The organism is Massilia sp. 9096, from assembly GCF_000745265.1.
In the GTDB taxonomy this organism is placed as follows: Bacteria; Pseudomonadota; Gammaproteobacteria; order Burkholderiales; family Burkholderiaceae_D; genus Telluria.
Window position 1 is genome coordinate 4,771,534 of sequence record NZ_JQNN01000001.1, and the last position, 17,717, is coordinate 4,789,250.

The 17,717-nt window shown below is 61.3% G+C and carries 25 protein-coding genes and 1 tRNA gene; 25 read left to right on the forward strand and 1 reads right to left on the reverse strand.

Annotated features, from left to right (window positions below):
• Window positions 1-230 precede the first annotated feature (230 nt).
• The 8 genes from rpsL to FA90_RS20665 all read left to right on the forward strand — a co-directional run bounded on the left by rpsL (window position 231) and on the right by FA90_RS20665 (window position 8,442).
• Window positions 231-617: a 30S ribosomal protein S12 gene (gene rpsL / locus FA90_RS20630; RefSeq protein WP_027867278.1), complete on the forward strand. Its 387-nt coding sequence runs from the start codon at window positions 231-233 to the stop codon at window positions 615-617.
• 135 nt (window positions 618-752) lie between these two features.
• Window positions 753-1,223, forward strand: coding sequence for a 30S ribosomal protein S7 (gene rpsG / locus FA90_RS20635; RefSeq protein ID WP_036172176.1), 471 nt, complete (start codon window positions 753-755; stop codon window positions 1,221-1,223).
• A 135-nt stretch (window positions 1,224-1,358) separates the two neighbouring features.
• The gene (fusA, locus tag FA90_RS20640) at window positions 1,359-3,464 is read left to right on the forward strand and encodes an elongation factor G (RefSeq protein ID WP_036172177.1); all 2,106 of its coding nucleotides are present in this window, start codon (window positions 1,359-1,361) and stop codon (window positions 3,462-3,464) included.
• 78 nt (window positions 3,465-3,542) lie between these two features.
• A complete protein-coding gene (tuf, locus tag FA90_RS20645; protein ID WP_036172084.1) occupies window positions 3,543-4,733 on the forward strand; it encodes an elongation factor Tu in 1,191 nt (396 codons plus the stop codon).
• 200 nt (window positions 4,734-4,933) lie between these two features.
• Window positions 4,934-5,245: a 30S ribosomal protein S10 gene (gene rpsJ / locus FA90_RS20650; protein ID WP_197065334.1), complete on the forward strand. Its 312-nt coding sequence runs from the start codon at window positions 4,934-4,936 to the stop codon at window positions 5,243-5,245.
• Between the two features lie 180 nt (window positions 5,246-5,425).
• Window positions 5,426-6,352, forward strand: a complete 927-nt coding sequence (locus FA90_RS20655) for a hypothetical protein (protein WP_051971964.1) — start codon at window positions 5,426-5,428, stop codon at window positions 6,350-6,352.
• A 73-nt stretch (window positions 6,353-6,425) separates the two neighbouring features.
• Window positions 6,426-7,436 (forward strand): LacI family DNA-binding transcriptional regulator, encoded by a 1,011-nt coding sequence (locus FA90_RS20660; RefSeq protein WP_036172179.1) that lies wholly within the window; start codon window positions 6,426-6,428, stop codon window positions 7,434-7,436.
• 91 nt (window positions 7,437-7,527) lie between these two features.
• The gene (locus FA90_RS20665) at window positions 7,528-8,442 is read left to right on the forward strand and encodes a prolipoprotein diacylglyceryl transferase (protein ID WP_036172181.1); all 915 of its coding nucleotides are present in this window, start codon (window positions 7,528-7,530) and stop codon (window positions 8,440-8,442) included.
• Window positions 8,443-8,463: 21 nt separating this feature from the next.
• On the opposite strand, the gene FA90_RS20670 is transcribed toward FA90_RS20665, so the two are convergent.
• On the reverse strand, window positions 8,464-9,594 hold the full coding sequence (locus tag FA90_RS20670) for a mechanosensitive ion channel family protein (protein WP_081933965.1): 1,131 nt from the start codon (window positions 9,592-9,594) through the stop codon (window positions 8,464-8,466).
• Between the two features lie 210 nt (window positions 9,595-9,804).
• On the opposite strand from FA90_RS20670, the gene FA90_RS20675 reads away from it, so the two are divergent.
• The 17 genes from FA90_RS20675 (at window position 9,805) to rplF (ending at window position 17,710) form a co-directional block, all read left to right on the forward strand.
• Window positions 9,805-9,881: transfer RNA gene (locus tag FA90_RS20675), tRNA-Val, on the forward strand.
• A 308-nt stretch (window positions 9,882-10,189) separates the two neighbouring features.
• Window positions 10,190-10,846 carry a 50S ribosomal protein L3 gene (rplC, locus tag FA90_RS20680; RefSeq protein WP_036172183.1) on the forward strand — a complete coding sequence of 219 codons (657 nt, stop codon included), beginning with the start codon at window positions 10,190-10,192 and terminating at the stop codon, window positions 10,844-10,846.
• A gap of 3 nt (window positions 10,847-10,849) precedes the next feature.
• Entirely contained in the window at window positions 10,850-11,473 is a 624-nt protein-coding gene (gene rplD, locus FA90_RS20685) for a 50S ribosomal protein L4 (RefSeq protein ID WP_036172185.1), read from the forward strand.
• A complete protein-coding gene (gene rplW, locus FA90_RS20690; protein WP_036172187.1) occupies window positions 11,470-11,787 on the forward strand; it encodes a 50S ribosomal protein L23 in 318 nt (105 codons plus the stop codon). Before rplD ends, rplW begins: the two co-directional genes overlap by 4 nt.
• The gene (gene rplB / locus FA90_RS20695; protein WP_036172190.1) at window positions 11,787-12,617 is read left to right on the forward strand and encodes a 50S ribosomal protein L2; all 831 of its coding nucleotides are present in this window, start codon (window positions 11,787-11,789) and stop codon (window positions 12,615-12,617) included. Before rplW ends, rplB begins: the two co-directional genes overlap by 1 nt.
• A gap of 10 nt (window positions 12,618-12,627) precedes the next feature.
• Window positions 12,628-12,903: a 30S ribosomal protein S19 gene (gene rpsS, locus FA90_RS20700; protein ID WP_036172192.1), complete on the forward strand. Its 276-nt coding sequence runs from the start codon at window positions 12,628-12,630 to the stop codon at window positions 12,901-12,903.
• Window positions 12,900-13,232, forward strand: coding sequence for a 50S ribosomal protein L22 (gene rplV / locus FA90_RS20705; protein ID WP_171085678.1), 333 nt, complete (start codon window positions 12,900-12,902; stop codon window positions 13,230-13,232). Before rpsS ends, rplV begins: the two co-directional genes overlap by 4 nt.
• A gap of 11 nt (window positions 13,233-13,243) precedes the next feature.
• The gene (rpsC, locus tag FA90_RS20710; protein ID WP_036172194.1) at window positions 13,244-14,038 is read left to right on the forward strand and encodes a 30S ribosomal protein S3; all 795 of its coding nucleotides are present in this window, start codon (window positions 13,244-13,246) and stop codon (window positions 14,036-14,038) included.
• Window positions 14,039-14,040: 2 nt separating this feature from the next.
• Window positions 14,041-14,460 carry a 50S ribosomal protein L16 gene (rplP, locus tag FA90_RS20715; protein WP_005663456.1) on the forward strand — a complete coding sequence of 140 codons (420 nt, stop codon included), beginning with the start codon at window positions 14,041-14,043 and terminating at the stop codon, window positions 14,458-14,460.
• A gap of 12 nt (window positions 14,461-14,472) precedes the next feature.
• Window positions 14,473-14,664, forward strand: a complete 192-nt coding sequence (rpmC, locus tag FA90_RS20720; protein WP_036172198.1) for a 50S ribosomal protein L29 — start codon at window positions 14,473-14,475, stop codon at window positions 14,662-14,664.
• Window positions 14,661-14,933: a 30S ribosomal protein S17 gene (gene rpsQ, locus FA90_RS20725; protein ID WP_036172200.1), complete on the forward strand. Its 273-nt coding sequence runs from the start codon at window positions 14,661-14,663 to the stop codon at window positions 14,931-14,933. The genes rpmC and rpsQ overlap by 4 nt, the downstream gene beginning before the upstream one ends.
• 275 nt (window positions 14,934-15,208) lie before the next feature.
• Window positions 15,209-15,577, forward strand: coding sequence for a 50S ribosomal protein L14 (rplN, locus tag FA90_RS20730; protein ID WP_036172202.1), 369 nt, complete (start codon window positions 15,209-15,211; stop codon window positions 15,575-15,577).
• A 10-nt stretch (window positions 15,578-15,587) separates the two neighbouring features.
• Window positions 15,588-15,902 (forward strand): 50S ribosomal protein L24, encoded by a 315-nt coding sequence (rplX, locus tag FA90_RS20735; protein ID WP_036172204.1) that lies wholly within the window; start codon window positions 15,588-15,590, stop codon window positions 15,900-15,902.
• 6 nt (window positions 15,903-15,908) lie between these two features.
• Window positions 15,909-16,448 (forward strand): 50S ribosomal protein L5, encoded by a 540-nt coding sequence (rplE, locus tag FA90_RS20740; RefSeq protein WP_036172206.1) that lies wholly within the window; start codon window positions 15,909-15,911, stop codon window positions 16,446-16,448.
• A gap of 2 nt (window positions 16,449-16,450) precedes the next feature.
• On the forward strand, window positions 16,451-16,756 hold the full coding sequence (rpsN, locus tag FA90_RS20745; RefSeq protein ID WP_036172208.1) for a 30S ribosomal protein S14: 306 nt from the start codon (window positions 16,451-16,453) through the stop codon (window positions 16,754-16,756).
• 14 nt (window positions 16,757-16,770) lie between these two features.
• On the forward strand, window positions 16,771-17,166 hold the full coding sequence (gene rpsH / locus FA90_RS20750) for a 30S ribosomal protein S8 (RefSeq protein WP_036172210.1): 396 nt from the start codon (window positions 16,771-16,773) through the stop codon (window positions 17,164-17,166).
• Between the two features lie 10 nt (window positions 17,167-17,176).
• The gene (rplF, locus tag FA90_RS20755; RefSeq protein WP_036172212.1) at window positions 17,177-17,710 is read left to right on the forward strand and encodes a 50S ribosomal protein L6; all 534 of its coding nucleotides are present in this window, start codon (window positions 17,177-17,179) and stop codon (window positions 17,708-17,710) included.
• Window positions 17,711-17,717 lie beyond the last annotated feature (7 nt).

Consider the following 17,717-nt stretch of genomic DNA (forward strand, 5'->3'; position numbering starts at 1 on the left):
TTCTTCCGCCGATCCCGCGCGGTCCGGTCCGCGAGCTGGTTGACCGCGTCCTGCTTCAGGTCTATACTCGCGAGTTCTCGTTAATCTGCGCATCGTATACGCATCTCAGCCGCTCCCTTTGGTGAGTGGCTTTCGTCGCCTGTGCCATGCAGTGTCGGGACTCGGTTTCAGTCCCCGGGCTAGTAATTACCCCGGGTCATCAACGTAGTAACTTTGTTGGATTAAGAACGATGCCAACCATCAATCAACTGATTCGCAAGCCGCGTGAAGCCGCGGTTGTGAAGAGCAAGTCGCCGGCACTGGAAAACTGCCCGCAAAAGCGCGGTGTTTGCACCCGTGTCTACACGACGACCCCGAAGAAGCCGAACTCGGCACTGCGTAAGGTCGCCAAAGTTCGCCTGACCAACGGTTTCGAAGTCATTTCGTACATCGGCGGTGAAGGCCACAACCTACAGGAACACTCGGTCGTGCTGATCCGCGGCGGCCGTGTCAAGGACTTGCCGGGTGTGCGTTACCACATGGTTCGCGGCGCGCTGGATACCCAGGGCGTGAAAGACCGTAAGCAAGCTCGCTCGAAGTACGGTGCGAAGCGTGCCAAGGCCGGCGCCAAGAAGTAATAAATGCGCGATCTCGTCATACCGAGGTCACATTGAATAGTTAAGTTGAGGCGGCCGGAAGGCCGAGTAAGTGAAAAGTCATGATGGCTTTTCGCGAGTGCGCAAGCACTCAACTGAAGACAGGAAGGAATTGAAATGCCACGTCGTCGTGAAGTACCCAAGCGCGAGATTCTGCCGGATCCGAAATTCGGCAACACCGATGTCGCCAAGTTCGTCAACGTTCTGATGCTGTCCGGCAAGAAGTCGGTCGCAGAGCAAATCATCTACGGTGCGTTCGAGCACATCTCGTCCAAGTCGGGCAAGGACCCGCTGGAAGTGTTCGTAGCCGCGATCAACAACTGCAAGCCGATGGTCGAGGTGAAATCCCGCCGCGTCGGCGGCGCCAACTACCAGGTGCCAGTGGAAGTTCGTCCGGTTCGCCGCATGGCGCTGTCTATGCGTTGGTTGCGCGAAGCCGCAAACAAGCGTAGCGAAAAGTCCATGCCGCAACGTCTGGGTGGCGAGCTGATGGAAGCAGCAGAAGGCCGCGGCGGCGCGATGAAGCGTCGTGACGAAGTCCACCGTATGGCTGAAGCGAACAAGGCGTTCTCGCACTTCCGCTTCTAATAAAAGGGCCGACCGCTTGAGAAATGCTTCTCGGCGGTCATATAGGTCCTCCGCAGTATCCGTTGTTCAGGCCGAGCTCATTTTGATAACCAGAATGCTGCTCGGTTTTGTCCATTCAAAGATTTAGGAAAAATTATGGCACGCAAGACCCCCATTGAGCGCTACCGCAATATCGGTATTTCCGCTCACATTGATGCCGGCAAGACCACCACCACCGAGCGCGTCCTGTTCTACACCGGCGTGAACCACAAGATCGGCGAAGTGCACGATGGCGCAGCGACGATGGACTGGATGGAGCAGGAGCAGGAACGCGGCATTACCATTACCTCGGCAGCGACGACCTGCTTCTGGAGTGGTATGGCCAACAACTTCGAGCCGCACCACATCAACATCATCGATACCCCGGGCCACGTCGACTTCACCATCGAGGTGGAGCGTTCGATGCGCGTGCTGGACGGCGCCTGCATGGTCTACTGCGCAGTCGGTGGCGTGCAGCCGCAGTCGGAAACCGTGTGGCGTCAGGCTAACAAGTACAAAGTCCCGCGTCTGGCCTTTGTCAACAAGATGGACCGTACCGGTGCGAACTTCTTCAAGGTCTATGACCAGATGCGCGCGCGCCTGAAGGCCAACCCGATTCCGCTGCAGATCCCGATCGGCGCCGAAGAGAACTTCCTCGGCGTGGTCGACCTGGTCAAGATGAAAGCCATCTACTGGGACGACGCATCGCAGGGCATGAAGTTCGACTACCGCGACATCCCGGCCGAGCTCGTTGATCAAGCCAACGAATGGCGCGAGAAGCTGGTCGAGACCGCTGCTGAAGCGTCGGAAGAGCTGATGAACAAGTATCTCGAAGAAGGCGAACTGACCGAAGCCGAGATCAAGGGCGCGCTGCGCGCACGTACCATCGCGTCGGAAATCGTCCCGATGATGTGCGGCACCGCGTTCAAGAACAAGGGCGTGCAGGCCATGCTCGACGGCGTCATCGAATATCTGCCGTCGCCGGTCGACATTCCGCCGGTCGCAGGTACTGACGAAGACGACCAGCCGATCACCCGCAAAGCAGCGGACGACGAAAAGTTCGCCGCGCTGGCATTCAAGATCATGACCGACCCGTTCGTCGGCCAGCTGATCTTCTTCCGCGTGTATTCGGGCGTCATCAATTCGGGCGATACCGTCTACAACCCGGTCAAGGGCAAGAAGGAACGTCTCGGCCGTATTCTGCAGATGCACGCCAACCAGCGTGAAGAGATCAAGGAAGTCCGTGCAGGCGACATCGCCGCCGCGGTCGGCCTGAAAGACGCGACCACGGGCGAAACCCTGTGCGACCCGTCGGCGATCATCACCTTGGAAAAGATGGTGTTCCCGGAGCCGGTGATCCAGCAGGCCGTCGAGCCGAAGACCAAGGCCGACCAGGAAAAGATGGGCCTGGCCCTGAACCGTCTGGCTCAGGAAGACCCGTCGTTCCGCGTGCGTACCGACGAAGAGTCGGGCCAGACCATCATCGGTGGTATGGGCGAGCTGCACCTGGAGATCATCGTCGACCGTATGAAGCGTGAATTCGGCGTGGAAGCGACCGTCGGCAAGCCGCAGGTGGCTTACCGCGAGACCATCCGCAAGGCCGTCACCGACGTCGAAGGCAAGTTCGTCAAGCAGTCGGGCGGCCGCGGCCAGTACGGCCACGCCGTCCTGAACGTCGAACCGCAAGAGCCGGGCAAAGGCTTCGAGTTCATCGACGCGATCAAGGGTGGTGTGATTCCTCGCGAATACATCCCGGCGGTCGAGAAGGGTGTTCGCGAAACCCTGACCTCGGGCGTGCTGGCCGGTTACCCGGTCGTCGACGTCAAGGTCACCGTGGTCTTCGGTTCGTACCACGACGTGGACTCGAACGAAAACGCGTTCCGCATGGCCGGTTCGATGGCATTCAAGGAAGGTTGCCGTCGCGCCAGCCCGGTCATCCTCGAGCCGATGATGGCCGTCGAAGTGGAAACGCCGGAAGACTACGCCGGTACCGTGATGGGCGACCTGTCGTCCCGCCGCGGTATGGTGCAGGGCATGGACGAAATCCCGGGTGGCGGCGGCAAGATCATCAAGGCCGAAGTCCCGCTGTCGGAAATGTTTGGTTACTCGACCGTGCTGCGTTCGGCAACCCAGGGCCGTGCGACCTACACGATGGAATTCAAGCACTATGCTGAAGCTCCGAAGCACGTCATCGACGCGATCGTGACCGCGAAGTCCAAGTAATACGTAATCCGGGAGCAGGGCATTGGCTCTGCTCCCAATAAAAAACACTATAAATTGTTCTTTTAAAGGAAGATCAAAATGGCTAAGGAAAAATTCGAACGGACCAAGCCGCACGTCAACGTCGGCACCATCGGTCACGTTGACCACGGCAAAACCACCCTGACGGCTGCAATCGCAACCGTCCTGTCGAAGAAATTCGGCGGTGAAGCCAAGGCCTACGACCAGATCGACGCGGCTCCGGAAGAAAAAGCACGCGGCATCACCATCAACACGGCGCACGTCGAGTACGAGACCGCAAACCGTCACTACGCGCACGTTGACTGCCCAGGCCACGCCGACTACATCAAGAACATGATCACCGGCGCTGCCCAGATGGACGGCGCGATCCTGGTGTGCTCGGCCGCTGACGGCCCGATGCCGCAGACCCGCGAGCACATCCTGCTGGCGCGTCAGGTTGGCGTTCCGTACATCATCGTGTTCCTGAACAAGTGCGATCTGGTCGACGACGCAGAACTGCTGGAACTGGTCGAAATGGAAGTGCGCGAGCTCCTGTCGAAGTACGAGTTCCCGGGCGACGACCTGCCGATCATCAAGGGTTCGGCACGTATGGCGCTGGAAGGCCAGGCAGGCGAGCTGGGCGAAGACGCGATCATGAAGCTGGCCGACGCACTGGACAGCTACATCCCGACCCCGGAACGTGCCGTTGACGGCGCCTTCCTGATGCCGGTGGAAGACGTGTTCTCGATCTCGGGCCGCGGTACCGTGGTGACCGGTCGTGTCGAGCGCGGCATCATCAAGGTCGGCGAAGAGATCGAAATCGTTGGTATCGTCGACACCGTCAAGACCATCGTCACCGGCGTCGAGATGTTCCGCAAGCTGCTGGACCAGGGTCAAGCTGGCGACAACGTCGGCCTGCTGCTGCGCGGCACCAAGCGTGAAGACGTCCAGCGTGGCCAGGTTCTGGCCAAGCCGGGCTCGATCAAGCCGCACACCGACTTCACCGGCGAAGTGTACGTGCTGTCGAAGGACGAGGGCGGCCGTCACACCCCGTTCTTCAACAACTATCGTCCGCAGTTCTACTTCCGTACCACGGACGTGACCGGTTCGATCGTTCTGCCGGCCGATAAAGAGATGGTCATGCCGGGCGACAACGTGTCGATCACCGTCAAGCTGATCGCTCCGATCGCGATGGAAGAAGGTCTGCGCTTCGCAATCCGCGAAGGCGGCCGTACCGTCGGCGCCGGCGTCGTGGCAAAAATCATCGCCTGATAGCGACGATCTCAGCGGAACAGCCAGCCTGTTCCGCTAACAAAAGAGGGGCAGAACTTCGGTTCTGTCCCTTTTTTGTGACAGCAGCAGGCGCATCGAGGGCTGTTTCGGTGTTATACTGCCGTCCCCTCCGCAGTACCCGTATCAGTGTCACTTATTGCCGGCCCGTTTGCCGGTTCGTTCTTTTAAAGGAAATGAGCATGTCCAATCAGAAGATCCGTATCCGCCTGAAAGCGTTCGACTACAAGCTGATCGACCAGTCCGCACTGGAAATCGTCGACACCGCCAAGCGTACCGGCGCCGTCGTCAAGGGCCCGGTCCCGCTGCCGACCCGCATCCAGCGCTTCGACATCCTGCGTTCCCCGCACGTGAACAAGACTTCGCGCGACCAGTTCGAAATCCGTACGCACCAGCGTCTGATGGACATCGTGGACCCGACCGACAAGACTGTTGACGCGCTGATGAAGCTGGACCTGCCGGCTGGCGTCGACGTCGAAATCAAGCTGCAGTAATCGAGTTTTCATCGCCGGCGGATCCGTTCCGCCGGGGATCGAACGGGGCTGGCGCCGCTTTGCGGGCCGGCCCCGTTTTCATTTCGGGCCGCCGCCTCGCGTTCGCCGCTTATCTTTTCGTTAATACTGCGCGTCAATACTGTTATCATCGGTGGTGGTTCAACCGCACCGGAGACAGTCATGCCGATCGCATCGCCCGCAGTGTTCGCCCAGCGCCTGCGCCGCCTGTCCTGGCGCGAAGTGTTCGAGCGCGCCTGGATCGCGCTGCTCTGCGTCGTCCTGCTCAAGCTGGTCATGCCGGCCGCCGTCAAGGAACTGCTGCGCCCGCTCGTGCTGGCCGTGCCGCTGTCGCTCATCGCCGCCAAAGACCTGTCCCACCTGCCGGATGCCCTCGCGCGCACGCGTGCTGCGCTCGCGCTGCCCGGCTGGCGCGCAACCCCGCCGGCTGTTCTGCTGGCCTGGCTGCCGCCCGAGCTGGTCGGGCTGCTGCGCCTGGGCGGGGCGCAGCGCCGCGGCTTTTTCGACTGGCTGGGCTGCCGCCCGCAGCCCGCGCTCCCGGAGGGACAGGCCTTGACCTATCTGGAGCAGGGCGCCTACCGCAGCGCTTTCGCCATCGTGCTGCTCGCGACTTTCGTCGAGCTGCCGATCGACGCGCTGGTTCTGCCGCTGTTCATCCATGATGCGCACGAGTTCATGCTGATCCACGCGTTGATGCTGGCCGGCGCAATCTCGACCCTGGCTTGGGTGCTGGGCGACCGCTGGCACGTCGCGCACGGCTGCCACGTGCTCACGTCGGACAGTCTGGAACTGCGCATCGGCGCGCGCACGCACGGATCGATCCCGCTGCGGCGCATCCAGGCCTGCGGGACGATCGCAGGGCCGGTCGCCGCCTGGCGCCGCCAGCATGGCATCGAGCGCCGCCACGTACTGCTCGCCTCGCCTCTTGATAAGCCGAACACCGTCCTGATCTTGGATGAAGACAGTCCCGTGCGCCCGACCCACCTGGGCCGCGAGCGGACCGGCGTGCGCGCCATCTTCCTGTACCTGGACCGGCCGCATGCGCTGATCGATGCGCTCGGCAAGGTGGATCCTGTCCGTCCCGCATGAGCGCGCGCGGCGCATCTGCACGTTGTAAAAAGCTGAAACTCATCGGTGATATTCTCGCGCCAGGAGGTTCGCGATGGCGACCATGAAGCAGGTGGCGGAACGTGCCGGCGTGTCGATCTCGACCGTGTCGCACGTGATCAACAATACGCGCGTCGTCAGCGACGACGTGCGCCAGCGCGTGCTCGGCATCATCGACGAGATGCGCTACATCCCGAGCGCCGTCGCGCGCAGCCTCAAGAACGACAAGACCAAGACCATCGGCGTGCTGGTGCCGAACAGTTCGAACCCGTATTTCGCCGAGCTGATCCGCTGGATCGAAGAAGCCGCCTTCCAGACCGGCTACAGCATCATCCTGTGCAACGCCCACGGTGGCGACCACAAGCAGACGACCTACCTGCGCCTGCTGATGGAAAAGCGCATCGACGGCCTGGTGCTGGTCGCCAGCGGCGCCGACGACGAGCAGGATCTGCTGGTGCATAACCCGGCCGTGCCGATCGTCCAGATCGAGCGCGCGCTGCCCGGCCTCCTCGCCGACCTGATCCTGGCTGGCGAGGAGGAGGGCGCCTACCAGGCGACGCGCCACCTGATCGAGCTCGGCCACCGCGCCATCGCCTGCGTGTCCGGTCCGGCCGCGCTCCCGCGCACGCGCGAGCGCGTCGGCGGCTTCATGCGCGCGATGGCGCAGGCCGGGCTCGAGGCGCCGCCCGCGCGCCTGATCCAGGATGCCTTTACCAGCGCCGGCGGATACGCGGCGTTTACTCGCCTGCTGGCCCAGCCGCACCCGCCCACCGCGGTGTTCGTCACCAGCGACCTGATGGCCCTGGGTGGCCTGTGCGCGGCCTCCGGCGCCGGCGTGCGCGTGCCCCACCAGCTGTCGGTGGTCGGCTACGACGACATCGATGGCGCCGACTACGCCAGCCCGCCGCTGACCACCGTGGCGCCGCCCAAGCGCGAGATGGCGCGCCTCGCGATCGAGCAACTGATCTGGCGCATCAAGGGCGGGCAAGGGCCGCTGCGCAGCACGGCGCTCGAGAGCCGGCTGGTGGTGCGGGCGTCGGCAACGCCGCTGCCGCCGCTGCACTGAGCGCGCTGCGCCGCACAAAGCTTTAAGAGCACGTTAAGAAATCCTCAAGCTTTTGCGGCTATCGTCGGCTATCGGCTGAACAAGGATAACCATGGCATTTCCCTATCTGAGCGATCTCGTCTACTGGCTCACCGGCTGGCGCCTGCCGCTGCCCTTCGCCATGTTCGGGCTGTTCGTCGCCTTCGGCGCGCTGGCGGCTGCCGCCTGCCTGCGCCGCGAGCTAAGCCGGCTGTATCGAAGCGGCGGCATCGGCCCCGCCAGGCGCATGGTCAAGGGCCAGAACGGTACTGCTGTGCCGGCCGAGGCCGCGCCGCACACGCTCGTCAGCGATTTCGCCATCGTCGTGCTGGTCGCCGGCGTGATCGGCTCGCGCGTGTTTCACATCCTCGAGCACCTGGACGAATTCCGGCTCGAGCCCTGGTCGATGATTTTCAGCCGCTCCGGTCTGAGCATCTACGGTGGATTGATCTTCGGCGCCGGCGCCGGCGTGCTGCTCCTGCGGCGTTGGCGCATTCCGGTGCGCCCGTTCATGGACGCGATCGCGCCGGCGCTGATGCTCGGCTATGCGATCGGCCGCCTGGGCTGCCAGGTCTCCGGCGACGGCGACTGGGGCATCGCCGCGAACATGGCGGCAAAACCGGCCTGGCTGCCGGGTTGGCTCTGGGCGCAGAATTACGACCACAACATCGCCGGCGTGCTCATCGCCGCGCCGGGCGTCTACCCGGCGCCGATCTACGAATCGCTGATGGCCCTGGCCTGCTTCGCCCTGCTGTGGGCGCTGCGCAGGCACCGGTTCCAGGCGGGCTGGTTGTTTTCCCTGTACCTGGTGCTGGCGGGCGCCGAGCGCTTCCTGATCGAGCAGATCCGCGTCAATGTCCAGTTCCACTTCCACGGCTTGACGTTCACCCAGGCCGAGCTGATTTCCGTCGTCTACCTGTGTCTGGGCGCGGTCGGCCTGGCGCTGCTCAGCCGGCCCGCCCCGGCCGTGCGCCTGGGCGCGCACTGAGGATCGCGCCGGGCATCAGGTCTACAAGCGCTGCTGCGGCGCCGGCTGCGCCTGGAGGATCCGCGGCGCCAGCGCGGCGCCGTCCTGGGCCGCGCCGTCCTGCGCCGCGTTCGCGCCGTGGCTGCGCACCTGCAGCGTCTGGGTCGGGAAGGCCAGTTCCACGTCCATCTCGGCCAGGCGATCGATCATGTTCAGGTAGATCTCCTGCTGGATGTCCATGAACTTGTTGTAGTCCGCAGACTCGACCCAGTACACCACTTCGAAATTCATCGACGACGGCCCGACGCTGCTGAAGTGGGCGCGGTCGAAGGTGGCCGTGTCCTGCGCCTTGACCAGGTCGGTCAGCATCGGCGGGATCGCGCGCAGCTTGGCTGTGGGCGTGTCGTAGGTGACGGCCACCGAGAACACCACACGCCGGCGCGTCATGCGCGTCATGTTCTGCAGGCGGCTCTTGAGCAGGTCGGCGTTCGAGAACACCAGCTGCTCGCCGCCCAGGCTGCGCAGGCGCGTCGTCTTCAGGCCGACGTACTCGACCGAGCCGAGGTACTTGTCGACGATGATGAAGTCGCCCAGCACGAAGGGCTTGTCGAGCACGATCGACAGCGAGGCGAACAGGTCGCCGAGGATGTTCTGCACGGCCAGTGCCACGGCGATGCCGCCGATACCGAGCGAGGCCACCAGCGTGGTGATGTTCACGCCCAGGTTATCGAGGATCATCAACAGCACCACGACCCACAACACCATGCGTGCGATGAAGCCGACCGCCGCTGCGGACGTCGCGCGGCCAGGGTCGTTGGCGCGGTTCTGGTAGTAATCCGCCAGCCAGGCGCGCAATGCGCTGTTGCCCCACAGGGCCGCCTGGATCAGGCCGGCGACGATCGCCGCCCTTGTGGCAAACAACTGCACCGCCGGCGGCAGCTCGAGCACCTTGCTGCCGACGAAGGCGCCGATGACCGCGATCGGCAACATGCGCGTGGCTTCGAGCGCGTCGACGGCGATGTCGTCCAGCTTGGTTTCGGTGCGCGCGGCCAGGCGGCGCAGGTGGTGGATGACCAGCTTCTTGGTGAGGTACAGCGCCAGCGTCACGCCGAGCGCGATGCCGATCGCCGTCAGCCAGGCTGCCGTCGTGTTGTTGAAGACCACAAAATTCATCCGTACTCCTTTTCGATGCATGCGCCGTCCCATGGTCGATGCGGCGCCGTCGCGATACATTGTAACGGCGTGCGCGAATCGGACCCTTGCGCGCCTGCGCCCCCAGCCACTCCAGTGCGCAGCAGGGCGCAGGCGCTCAAGCGCGGCGCATAAGTTTTTACAGATGGGTATTGCGCTTTAAGAATGGATGCTCGTATAATGCGGCTCCCCGGGCGGTTAGTTCAGCTGGTTAGAATACTTGGTCGACATCCAAGGGGTCGCAGGTTCGAATCCTGCACCGCCCACCAGACTTCCAGATCGCAGGTCCCATGTAGTGCAGGGCGCCTGTAGAGAAAAGGCACATCGCTGCCTTTTCTGTGCTGACCAGCCAAGGTCAGATTTCTTTCTTCTCCAAGAACCCTGCGTGAAACGCAACAGGCCGCATCATCCATGCATTCTCTTGTTGCGCCTACCCGTAGCGCGCGCTATACTAGCCGGCTTCGGTGTGGGACTGTCTTTTTTTGTCCCACGCGTATGCAGAGGAGCGATCGAAGTCACTTCGACGTTCTACTAGTTCAACTACCCCCGCCCAATCGTAGGTGGGAATGGAGAAAAAATGAGCCTGGGCCTTCTCGGTCGCAAGGTTGGCATGATGCGCATCTTCACGGACGACGGCGATTCGATTCCCGTCACCGTGCTGGACGTGTCGAACAACCGTGTTGCGCAAATCAAAACTCCTGAAACTGATGGCTACGCCTCGGTTCAGGTCGTCTTCGGTCAACGTCGCGCCTCGCGCGTGAACAAGGCCGCTGCCGGTCACTACGCCAAAGCTGGCGTCGAAGCTGGCACGATGCTGAAGGAATTCCGCGTCGAAGCCGCTCAAGCCGCTGGTTTCAAGACTGGCGACGCAGTCAATGTCTCGATGTTCGAAGTGGGCCAGAAAATCGACGTGCAAGGCACCTCGATCGGTAAGGGCTACGCCGGTACCATCAAGCGTCACAACTTTGCTTCGGGTCGTCAGACGCACGGTAACTCGCGTTCGCACAACGTTCCTGGCTCCATCGGTATGGCGCAGGACCCGGGTCGCGTGTTCCCTGGTAAGCGCATGACCGGTCACATGGGCGACGTCACCGTCACGACCCAGAACCTGGAAATCGCCCGTATCGACGCCGACCGTCAACTGCTGCTGGTGAAAGGTGCCGTTCCTGGCGCCAAGAACGGCCAGGTGATCGTCAAGCCGGCCGTCAAAGTCAAAGCAAAGAAAGGAGCGTAAGCGATGGAACTGAAGCTCCTGAATGAGCAAGGCCAAGCCGCTGGTACCGCTGTCAACGTGAACGACGAAGTGTTCGGTCGCGATTACAACGAAGCCCTGATCCACCAGATCGTGGTTGCATACGCCGCCAACGCGCGCAGCGGCAACCGCAAGCAGAAGGATCGCGAAGAAGTCAGCCACACGACCAAGAAGCCGTGGCGTCAAAAAGGTACGGGCCGCGCTCGTGCCGGTATGTCGTCGTCGCCGCTGTGGCGTGGTGGTGGTCGCATCTTCCCGAACTCGCCTGACGAGAACTTCTCGCACAAGGTCAACAAGAAGATGTATCGCGCAGGTATCTGCTCGATCCTGTCCCAGCTGGCTCGCGAAGACCGTCTGAGCGTCGTCGAGAACCTGACCGTCGAAGCCCCGAAGACCAAGCTGCTGTCGCAAAAGCTGCAGGGCATGGGCCTGGAATCGGTTCTGATCATCGCTGACACGATCGACGAAAACCTGCTGCTGGCATCGCGCAACCTGCCGAACGTGCTGGTTGTCGAGCCGAAGCACGCCGACCCGATGTCGCTGGTGTTCTACAAGAAAGTCCTGGTCACCAAAGCTGCTCTGGCCAAGATCGAGGAGATGTACGCATGAGCGCCGCAATCAAATTCAGCGAAGAGCGCCTGATGAAGGTGCTGCTGGCTCCGGTCATTTCCGAAAAGGCGACCTTCGTCGCGGAAAAGAACGAACAGATCGTGTTCAAGGTCCTGCCGGACGCGACCAAGCCGGAAATCAAGGCTGCCGTCGAACTGCTGTTCAAGGTCGAAGTGGACTCGGTCCAGACCGCGAACCGTGAAGGCAAGCAGAAGCGTTCGGGCCGTTTCAACGGTCGCCGCAACCACACCAAGCGCGCTTTCGTGGCCCTGAAGCCGGGCCAGGAAATCAATTTTGTCGAGGAGGCTAAATAATGGCACTCGTTAAGATGAAGCCAACCTCCCCAGGCCGCCGCGGCATGGTGAAGGTTGTGAACAACGACCTGTTCAAAGGTCGTCCGTTCGCAGCCCTGGTTGAGAAGAAATCGAAGACTGCTGGCCGTAACAACAACGGTCACATCACCACCCGCCACATCGGCGGTGGTCACAAGCAGCACTATCGCATGATCGACTTCAAGCGCAACGCCAAGGACGGTATTCCGGCCAAGGTCGAGCGTATCGAATACGATCCGAACCGTACCGCGCACATCGCACTGCTGTGCTACGCGGACGGTCACCGTGCGTACATCATCGCCACCAAAGGCATGGCCGTCGGCGACAGCGTCATGAACGGCGCCGAAGCACCGATCAAGGCCGGTAACTGCCTGCCGATCCGCAACATCCCGGTCGGTACCGTGATGAACTGCGTCGAAATGCTGCCGGGTAAGGGTGCTCAGATGGCCCGTACCGCTGGCGCCGGCGTCGTGCTGATGGCCCGCGAAGGCACCTACGCCCAGGTTCGCCTGCGTTCGGGTGAAGTGCGCCGCGTGCACATCGAGTGCCGCGCCACCGTCGGCGAAGTCGGCAATGCCGAACACAGCCTGCGCAAGATCGGTAAAGCCGGCGCGATGCGTTGGCGCGGTGTCCGCCCGACCGTCCGCGGTGTGGTGATGAACCCGGTCGACCACCCGCACGGTGGTGGTGAAGGCAAAACGGCAGCCGGTCGTCATCCGGTGTCGCCATGGGGCCAGCAGACCAAAGGCAAGAAGACCCGTTCGAACAAGCGTACGTCTTCGATGATCGTTTCGCGTCGCGGCAAGAAATAAGGGATAAGACATGACTCGTTCATTGAAAAAAGGGCCGTTCATCGACGCCCACCTGATGAAAAAAGTCGAGACCGCGCAGTCGACCAAGGACAAGAAGCCTGTCAAGACCTGGTCGCGCCGCTCGACGATCACTCCGGACTTCATCGGTCTGACGATCGCTGTCCACAACGGCAAGGTGCACGTACCTGTGTACGTCTCCGAGAACATGGTCGGTCACAAGCTGGGCGAATTCGCCCTGACCCGCACGTTCAAGGGCCATGCCGCTGACAAGAAGGCGAAGAAATAATGGAAACTAAAGCTATCCTCAAAGGCGTGCGCCTGTCGGAACAGAAAGGCCGCCTGGTCGCCGATCTGATCCGTGGCAAGAAAGTCGACGCCGCGCTGAACATCCTGCAGTTCAGCCCGAAAAAGGGCGCGACCATCATCAAGAAGGTTCTGGAGTCCGCAATCGCGAACGCCGAGCACAACGATGGCGCCGATATCGACGAGCTGAAAGTCGTTCAGATCTACGTCGAAAAGGGCCCGATCCTGAAGCGCTTTACGGCTCGCGCCAAAGGCCGCGGTGATCGCATCTCGAAACAATCCTGTCACATCTACGTGACTGTCGGCAACTAAGGAGTCACACGATGGGACAGAAAATCCACCCGACCGGCTTCCGCCTGTCGGTGACCCGTAACTGGGCCTCGCGCTGGTATGCTGGCAACGGCAACTTCGCTGAAATGCTGAAGGAAGACCTGGAAGCCCGTGCTTTCCTGAAGAAGAAGCTGAAGAACGCTTCCGTCGGCCGTATCGTCATCGAGCGTCCGGCCAAGAACGCCCGCTTCACGATCTACTCGTCGCGTCCAGGCGTGGTCATCGGCAAGAAAGGCGAAGACATCGAAGTTCTGAAGTCGTCGCTGACCAAGATCATGGGCGTGCCGGTGCACGTCAATATCGAAGAAATCCGCAAGCCGGAAATCGACTCGCAGCTGATCGCCGACTCGATCGCCCAGCAGCTCGAAAAGCGCATCATGTTCCGCCGCGCCATGAAGCGCGCGATGCAGAACGCAATGCGTCTGGGCGCTGTCGGCATCAAGATCATGTCGTCGGGCCGCCTGAACGGCATCGAGATCGCACGTACCGAATGGTACCGCGAAGGCCGTGTGCCCCTGCACACCCTGCGCGCCGATATCGACTACGGCACCAGCGAAGCATCGACCACCTACGGCATCATCGGCGTCAAGGTCTGGGTCTACAAGGGCGATCGTTCGGCAACGGGCGAAGCTCCGGTGATCGACACCCCGCCGGATGAGAAGAAGCCACGCGGCCCGCGCCGCGACGACGGTAAGCCGGCTGGCCGCGGCCGTCCGGGCGCCAAACCAGGTGCCGCTCCAGCAGGTCGCCGTGCGGCACCGGCTGCAGCTGGCAAAGCAGGAGAATAAGCATGCTGCAGCCATCGCGCAGGAAATATCGTAAAGAGCAGAAAGGCCGCAACACCGGCATTTCGCACACCCGCGGCACCGCTGTGTCGTTCGGCGAATTCGGTCTGAAGGCAGTTGCCCGCGGCCGTATCACCGCGCGTCAGATCGAAGCAGCACGTCGCGCCATGACCCGTCACATCAAGCGTGGCGGCCGTATCTGGATCCGTATCTTCCCGGACAAGCCGATCTCGAACAAGCCGGCCGAAGTCCGTATGGGTAACGGTAAAGGTAACCCGGAGTACTACGTCGCTGAAATCCAGCCGGGCAAGGTCCTGTACGAGATGGACGGCGTCGCAGAAGAACTGGCGCGCGAAGCATTCCGCCTGGCTGCCGCCAAACTGCCGCTGGCAACCACCTTCGTGGTGCGCCAAGTCGGCCAATAACAGGAGTTAAGAATGAAAGCAACGGAACTCCGCGGCAAGGACCAGGCTGGTCTGCAGCAAGAGCTGAACGAGCTGCTGAAGGCGCAATTCGGCCTGCGCATGCAGCTCGCGACGCAACAGCTGACGAATACCGCCCAGCTCAAGAAAGTGCGCCGCGATATCGCTCGTGTCAAGACCGTGATGAACCAGAAGGAAGCCAAATGAACGACACCACTAAAACGGCGCTGAAGCGTACGCTGGTCGGCAAGGTCGTGTCCGACAAAATGGACAAGACGGTGACCGTGCTGATCGAGCGTCACGTCAAGCACCCGCTGTACGGCAAGATCATCGTGCGCTCGAACAAGTACCACGCGCACGACGAGACCAACCAGGCCAAGATCGGTGACACGGTCGAGATCTCGGAAGGTCGCCCGATCTCGAAGACGAAAGCCTGGACCCTGACCAAAGTTGTACAGGTCGCACAGGTCCTGTAAAAGCGCAGAAGCGAAGGTGTTGTAAAGCCGTCGGTTTTAAGGCACCTCCAAAATTTGTCTTGCGTGGCCCGCTGGTATCTGGGATACTAGCGGGCTTCGTTCATGTGTCGCCGCAGTTCATCCCCGCGATCGCTGCGGCCTGCAATGAAGCACATTGGAAAGTCCAATCACCCAAGCGTGATGCCCAGCAGGGCGTTGCGACGGGACCAAGACTGACCGCAGGCCCACGGATTTCCGTGGGGTTTTCTACGGCTTAAGTTGGGAAAGAAAATATCATGATTCAAACCGAAAGCCGGCTCGAAGTGGCCGACAATACCGGTGCAAAAGAAGTTCTGTGCATCAAGGTATTGGGCGGCTCCAAGCGCCGTTATGCCAGCATTGGCGACGTGATCAAGGTCACCGTGAAGCAAGCAGCTCCGCGCGGCCGCGTCAAGAAAGGCGAAATCTACAACGCCGTGGTCGTGCGTACCGCCAAGGGCGTGCGCCGTCAGGACGGCTCCCTGGTGAAGTTCGACGGCAACGCCGCCGTTCTGCTGAACGCCAAGCTGGAGCCGATCGGCACCCGTATCTTCGGACCGGTGACGCGCGAACTGCGTACCGAAAAGTTCATGAAGATCGTGTCCCTGGCACCTGAAGTTCTGTAAGGGAGTCGTAATGGATAAGATTCGTAAAAACGACGAAGTGGTCGTCCTGGCCGGCAAAGACAAGGGCAAGCGTGGCGTGGTTTCGCGTCGCGTCGACGCCGAGCACGTCATCGTCGATGGCGTGAACGTGGCCAAGAAGGCCGTCAAGCCGAACCCGATGACCGGCGTCACTGGTGGCATCGTCGACAAGGCCATGCCGATTCACGTCTCGAACGTCGCGCTGTTCAACGCAGCGAGCGGCAAGGCTGATCGCGTTGGCTTCAAGGAAGTGGATGGCAAAAAAGTCCGCGTCTTCAAGTCGAATGGCGAAGTAGTGAAAGGGTAAGAGAAAATGGCCCGTCTCCAACAAGTTTATAAAGAAAAAGTCGTCTCCGAGCTGACCGAGAAATTCGGTTACAAGTCGGTGATGGAAGTGCCGCGCCTGACCAAGATCACCCTGAACATGGGTCTGTCGGAAGCAGTCGCCGACAAGAAGATCATCGAGCACGCCACTGGCGACCTGACCAAGATCGCCGGCCAGAAGCCGGTCGTGACCAAGGCTCGCAAGGCAATCGCAGGTTTCAAGATCCGCGAAGGCTACCCGATCGGCACGATGGTGACCCTGCGCGGCGCCCGCATGTACGAATTCCTGGACCGCTTCATCACCGTCGCGCTGCCGCGCGTGCGTGACTTCCGAGGCGTGAGCGGTAAATCGTTCGACGGTCGTGGCAACTACAACATCGGCGTCAAAGAGCAGATCATCTTCCCGGAAATCGATTACGACAAGATCGATGCGCTGCGTGGCATGAACATCTCGATCACCACCACCGCCAAGACCGACGAAGAAGCCAAAGCGCTGCTCGCCGCCTTCAAATTCCCGTTCAGGAACTAAGCATGGCAAAACTTGCACTGATTAACCGCGAACAGAAGCGTGCAGACCTGGTGGAGAAATTCGCCGCAAAGCGTGCCGCTCTGAAAGCAATCATCGACGACCAGTCGAAGACCGACGAAGAGCGTTACGAAGCGCGCCTGAAACTGCAGGCCCTGCCGCGTAACTCGGCCCCGACCCGCCAGCGCAACCGTTGCGCAATGACCGGCCGTCCGCGTGGCACCTTCCGTAAATTCGGTCTGGCCCGTACCAAACTCCGCGAATTCGCCATGAAAGGCGAAATCCCGGGTATGACCAAAGCTAGCTGGTAATAGGAGACTAAGCAATGAGTATGAGCGATCCTATCGCCGATATGCTGACCCGCATTCGCAACGCCCAAGTCGTGCAGAAGACCAATGTGTCGATGCCGTCCTCGAAAGTCAAAGTTGCGATCGCCAACGTCCTGAAGGACGAGGGTTACATCGAAGATTTCGCCGTGACCACCGAAGGTGGCAAGGCTGAACTGCAAATCGGTTTGAAATATTACGTTGGCCGTCCGGTTATCGAGCGCATCGAGCGCGTGTCCCGTCCTGGCCTGCGCATCTACAAGGGCAAGGACGATATCCCTCAGGTCATGAATGGCCTGGGCGTGGCAATCGTCTCGACCCCGCAAGGTGTGATGACCGACCGTAAAGCACGTGCAACCGGTGTCGGTGGCGAAGTGCTTTGCTACGTGGCTTAAGGAGTAGACGATGTCTCGAGTAGCTAAGATGCCAATCGCCGTCCCGGCCGGTGCCGATGTCGCAATCAACGCGTCGTCCATCACCGTCAAGGGCCCGCTGGGCACCCTGACCCAGCCGCTGAACGGCCTGGTCAAAGTCAACAACAACAACGGCACGCTGTCGTTCGACGTCATCGACGATTCCCGCGAATCGAACGCGATGTCGGGCACGCTGCGCGCCCTGGTGAACAACATGGTGACCGGCGTCACCAAGGGTTTCGAAAAGCGCCTGACCCTGGTCGGCGTGGGCTACAAGGCAGCTGTGCAGGGCAACGCCCTGAACCTGTCGCTGGGCTTCTCGCACCCGGTTCTGCACGCGATGCCGGAAGGTATCACTGCCGCCACCCCGACCCCGACCGAGATCCTGATCAAGGGTATCGATCGTCAAAAGGTCGGCCAGGTCGCCGCAGAAGTGCGCGCTTACCGCTCGCCTGAGCCGTACAAGGGCAAGGGTGTCCGTTATGCGGACGAAGTGGTTAAGCTTAAAGAAACCAAGAAGAAATAATCGGAGC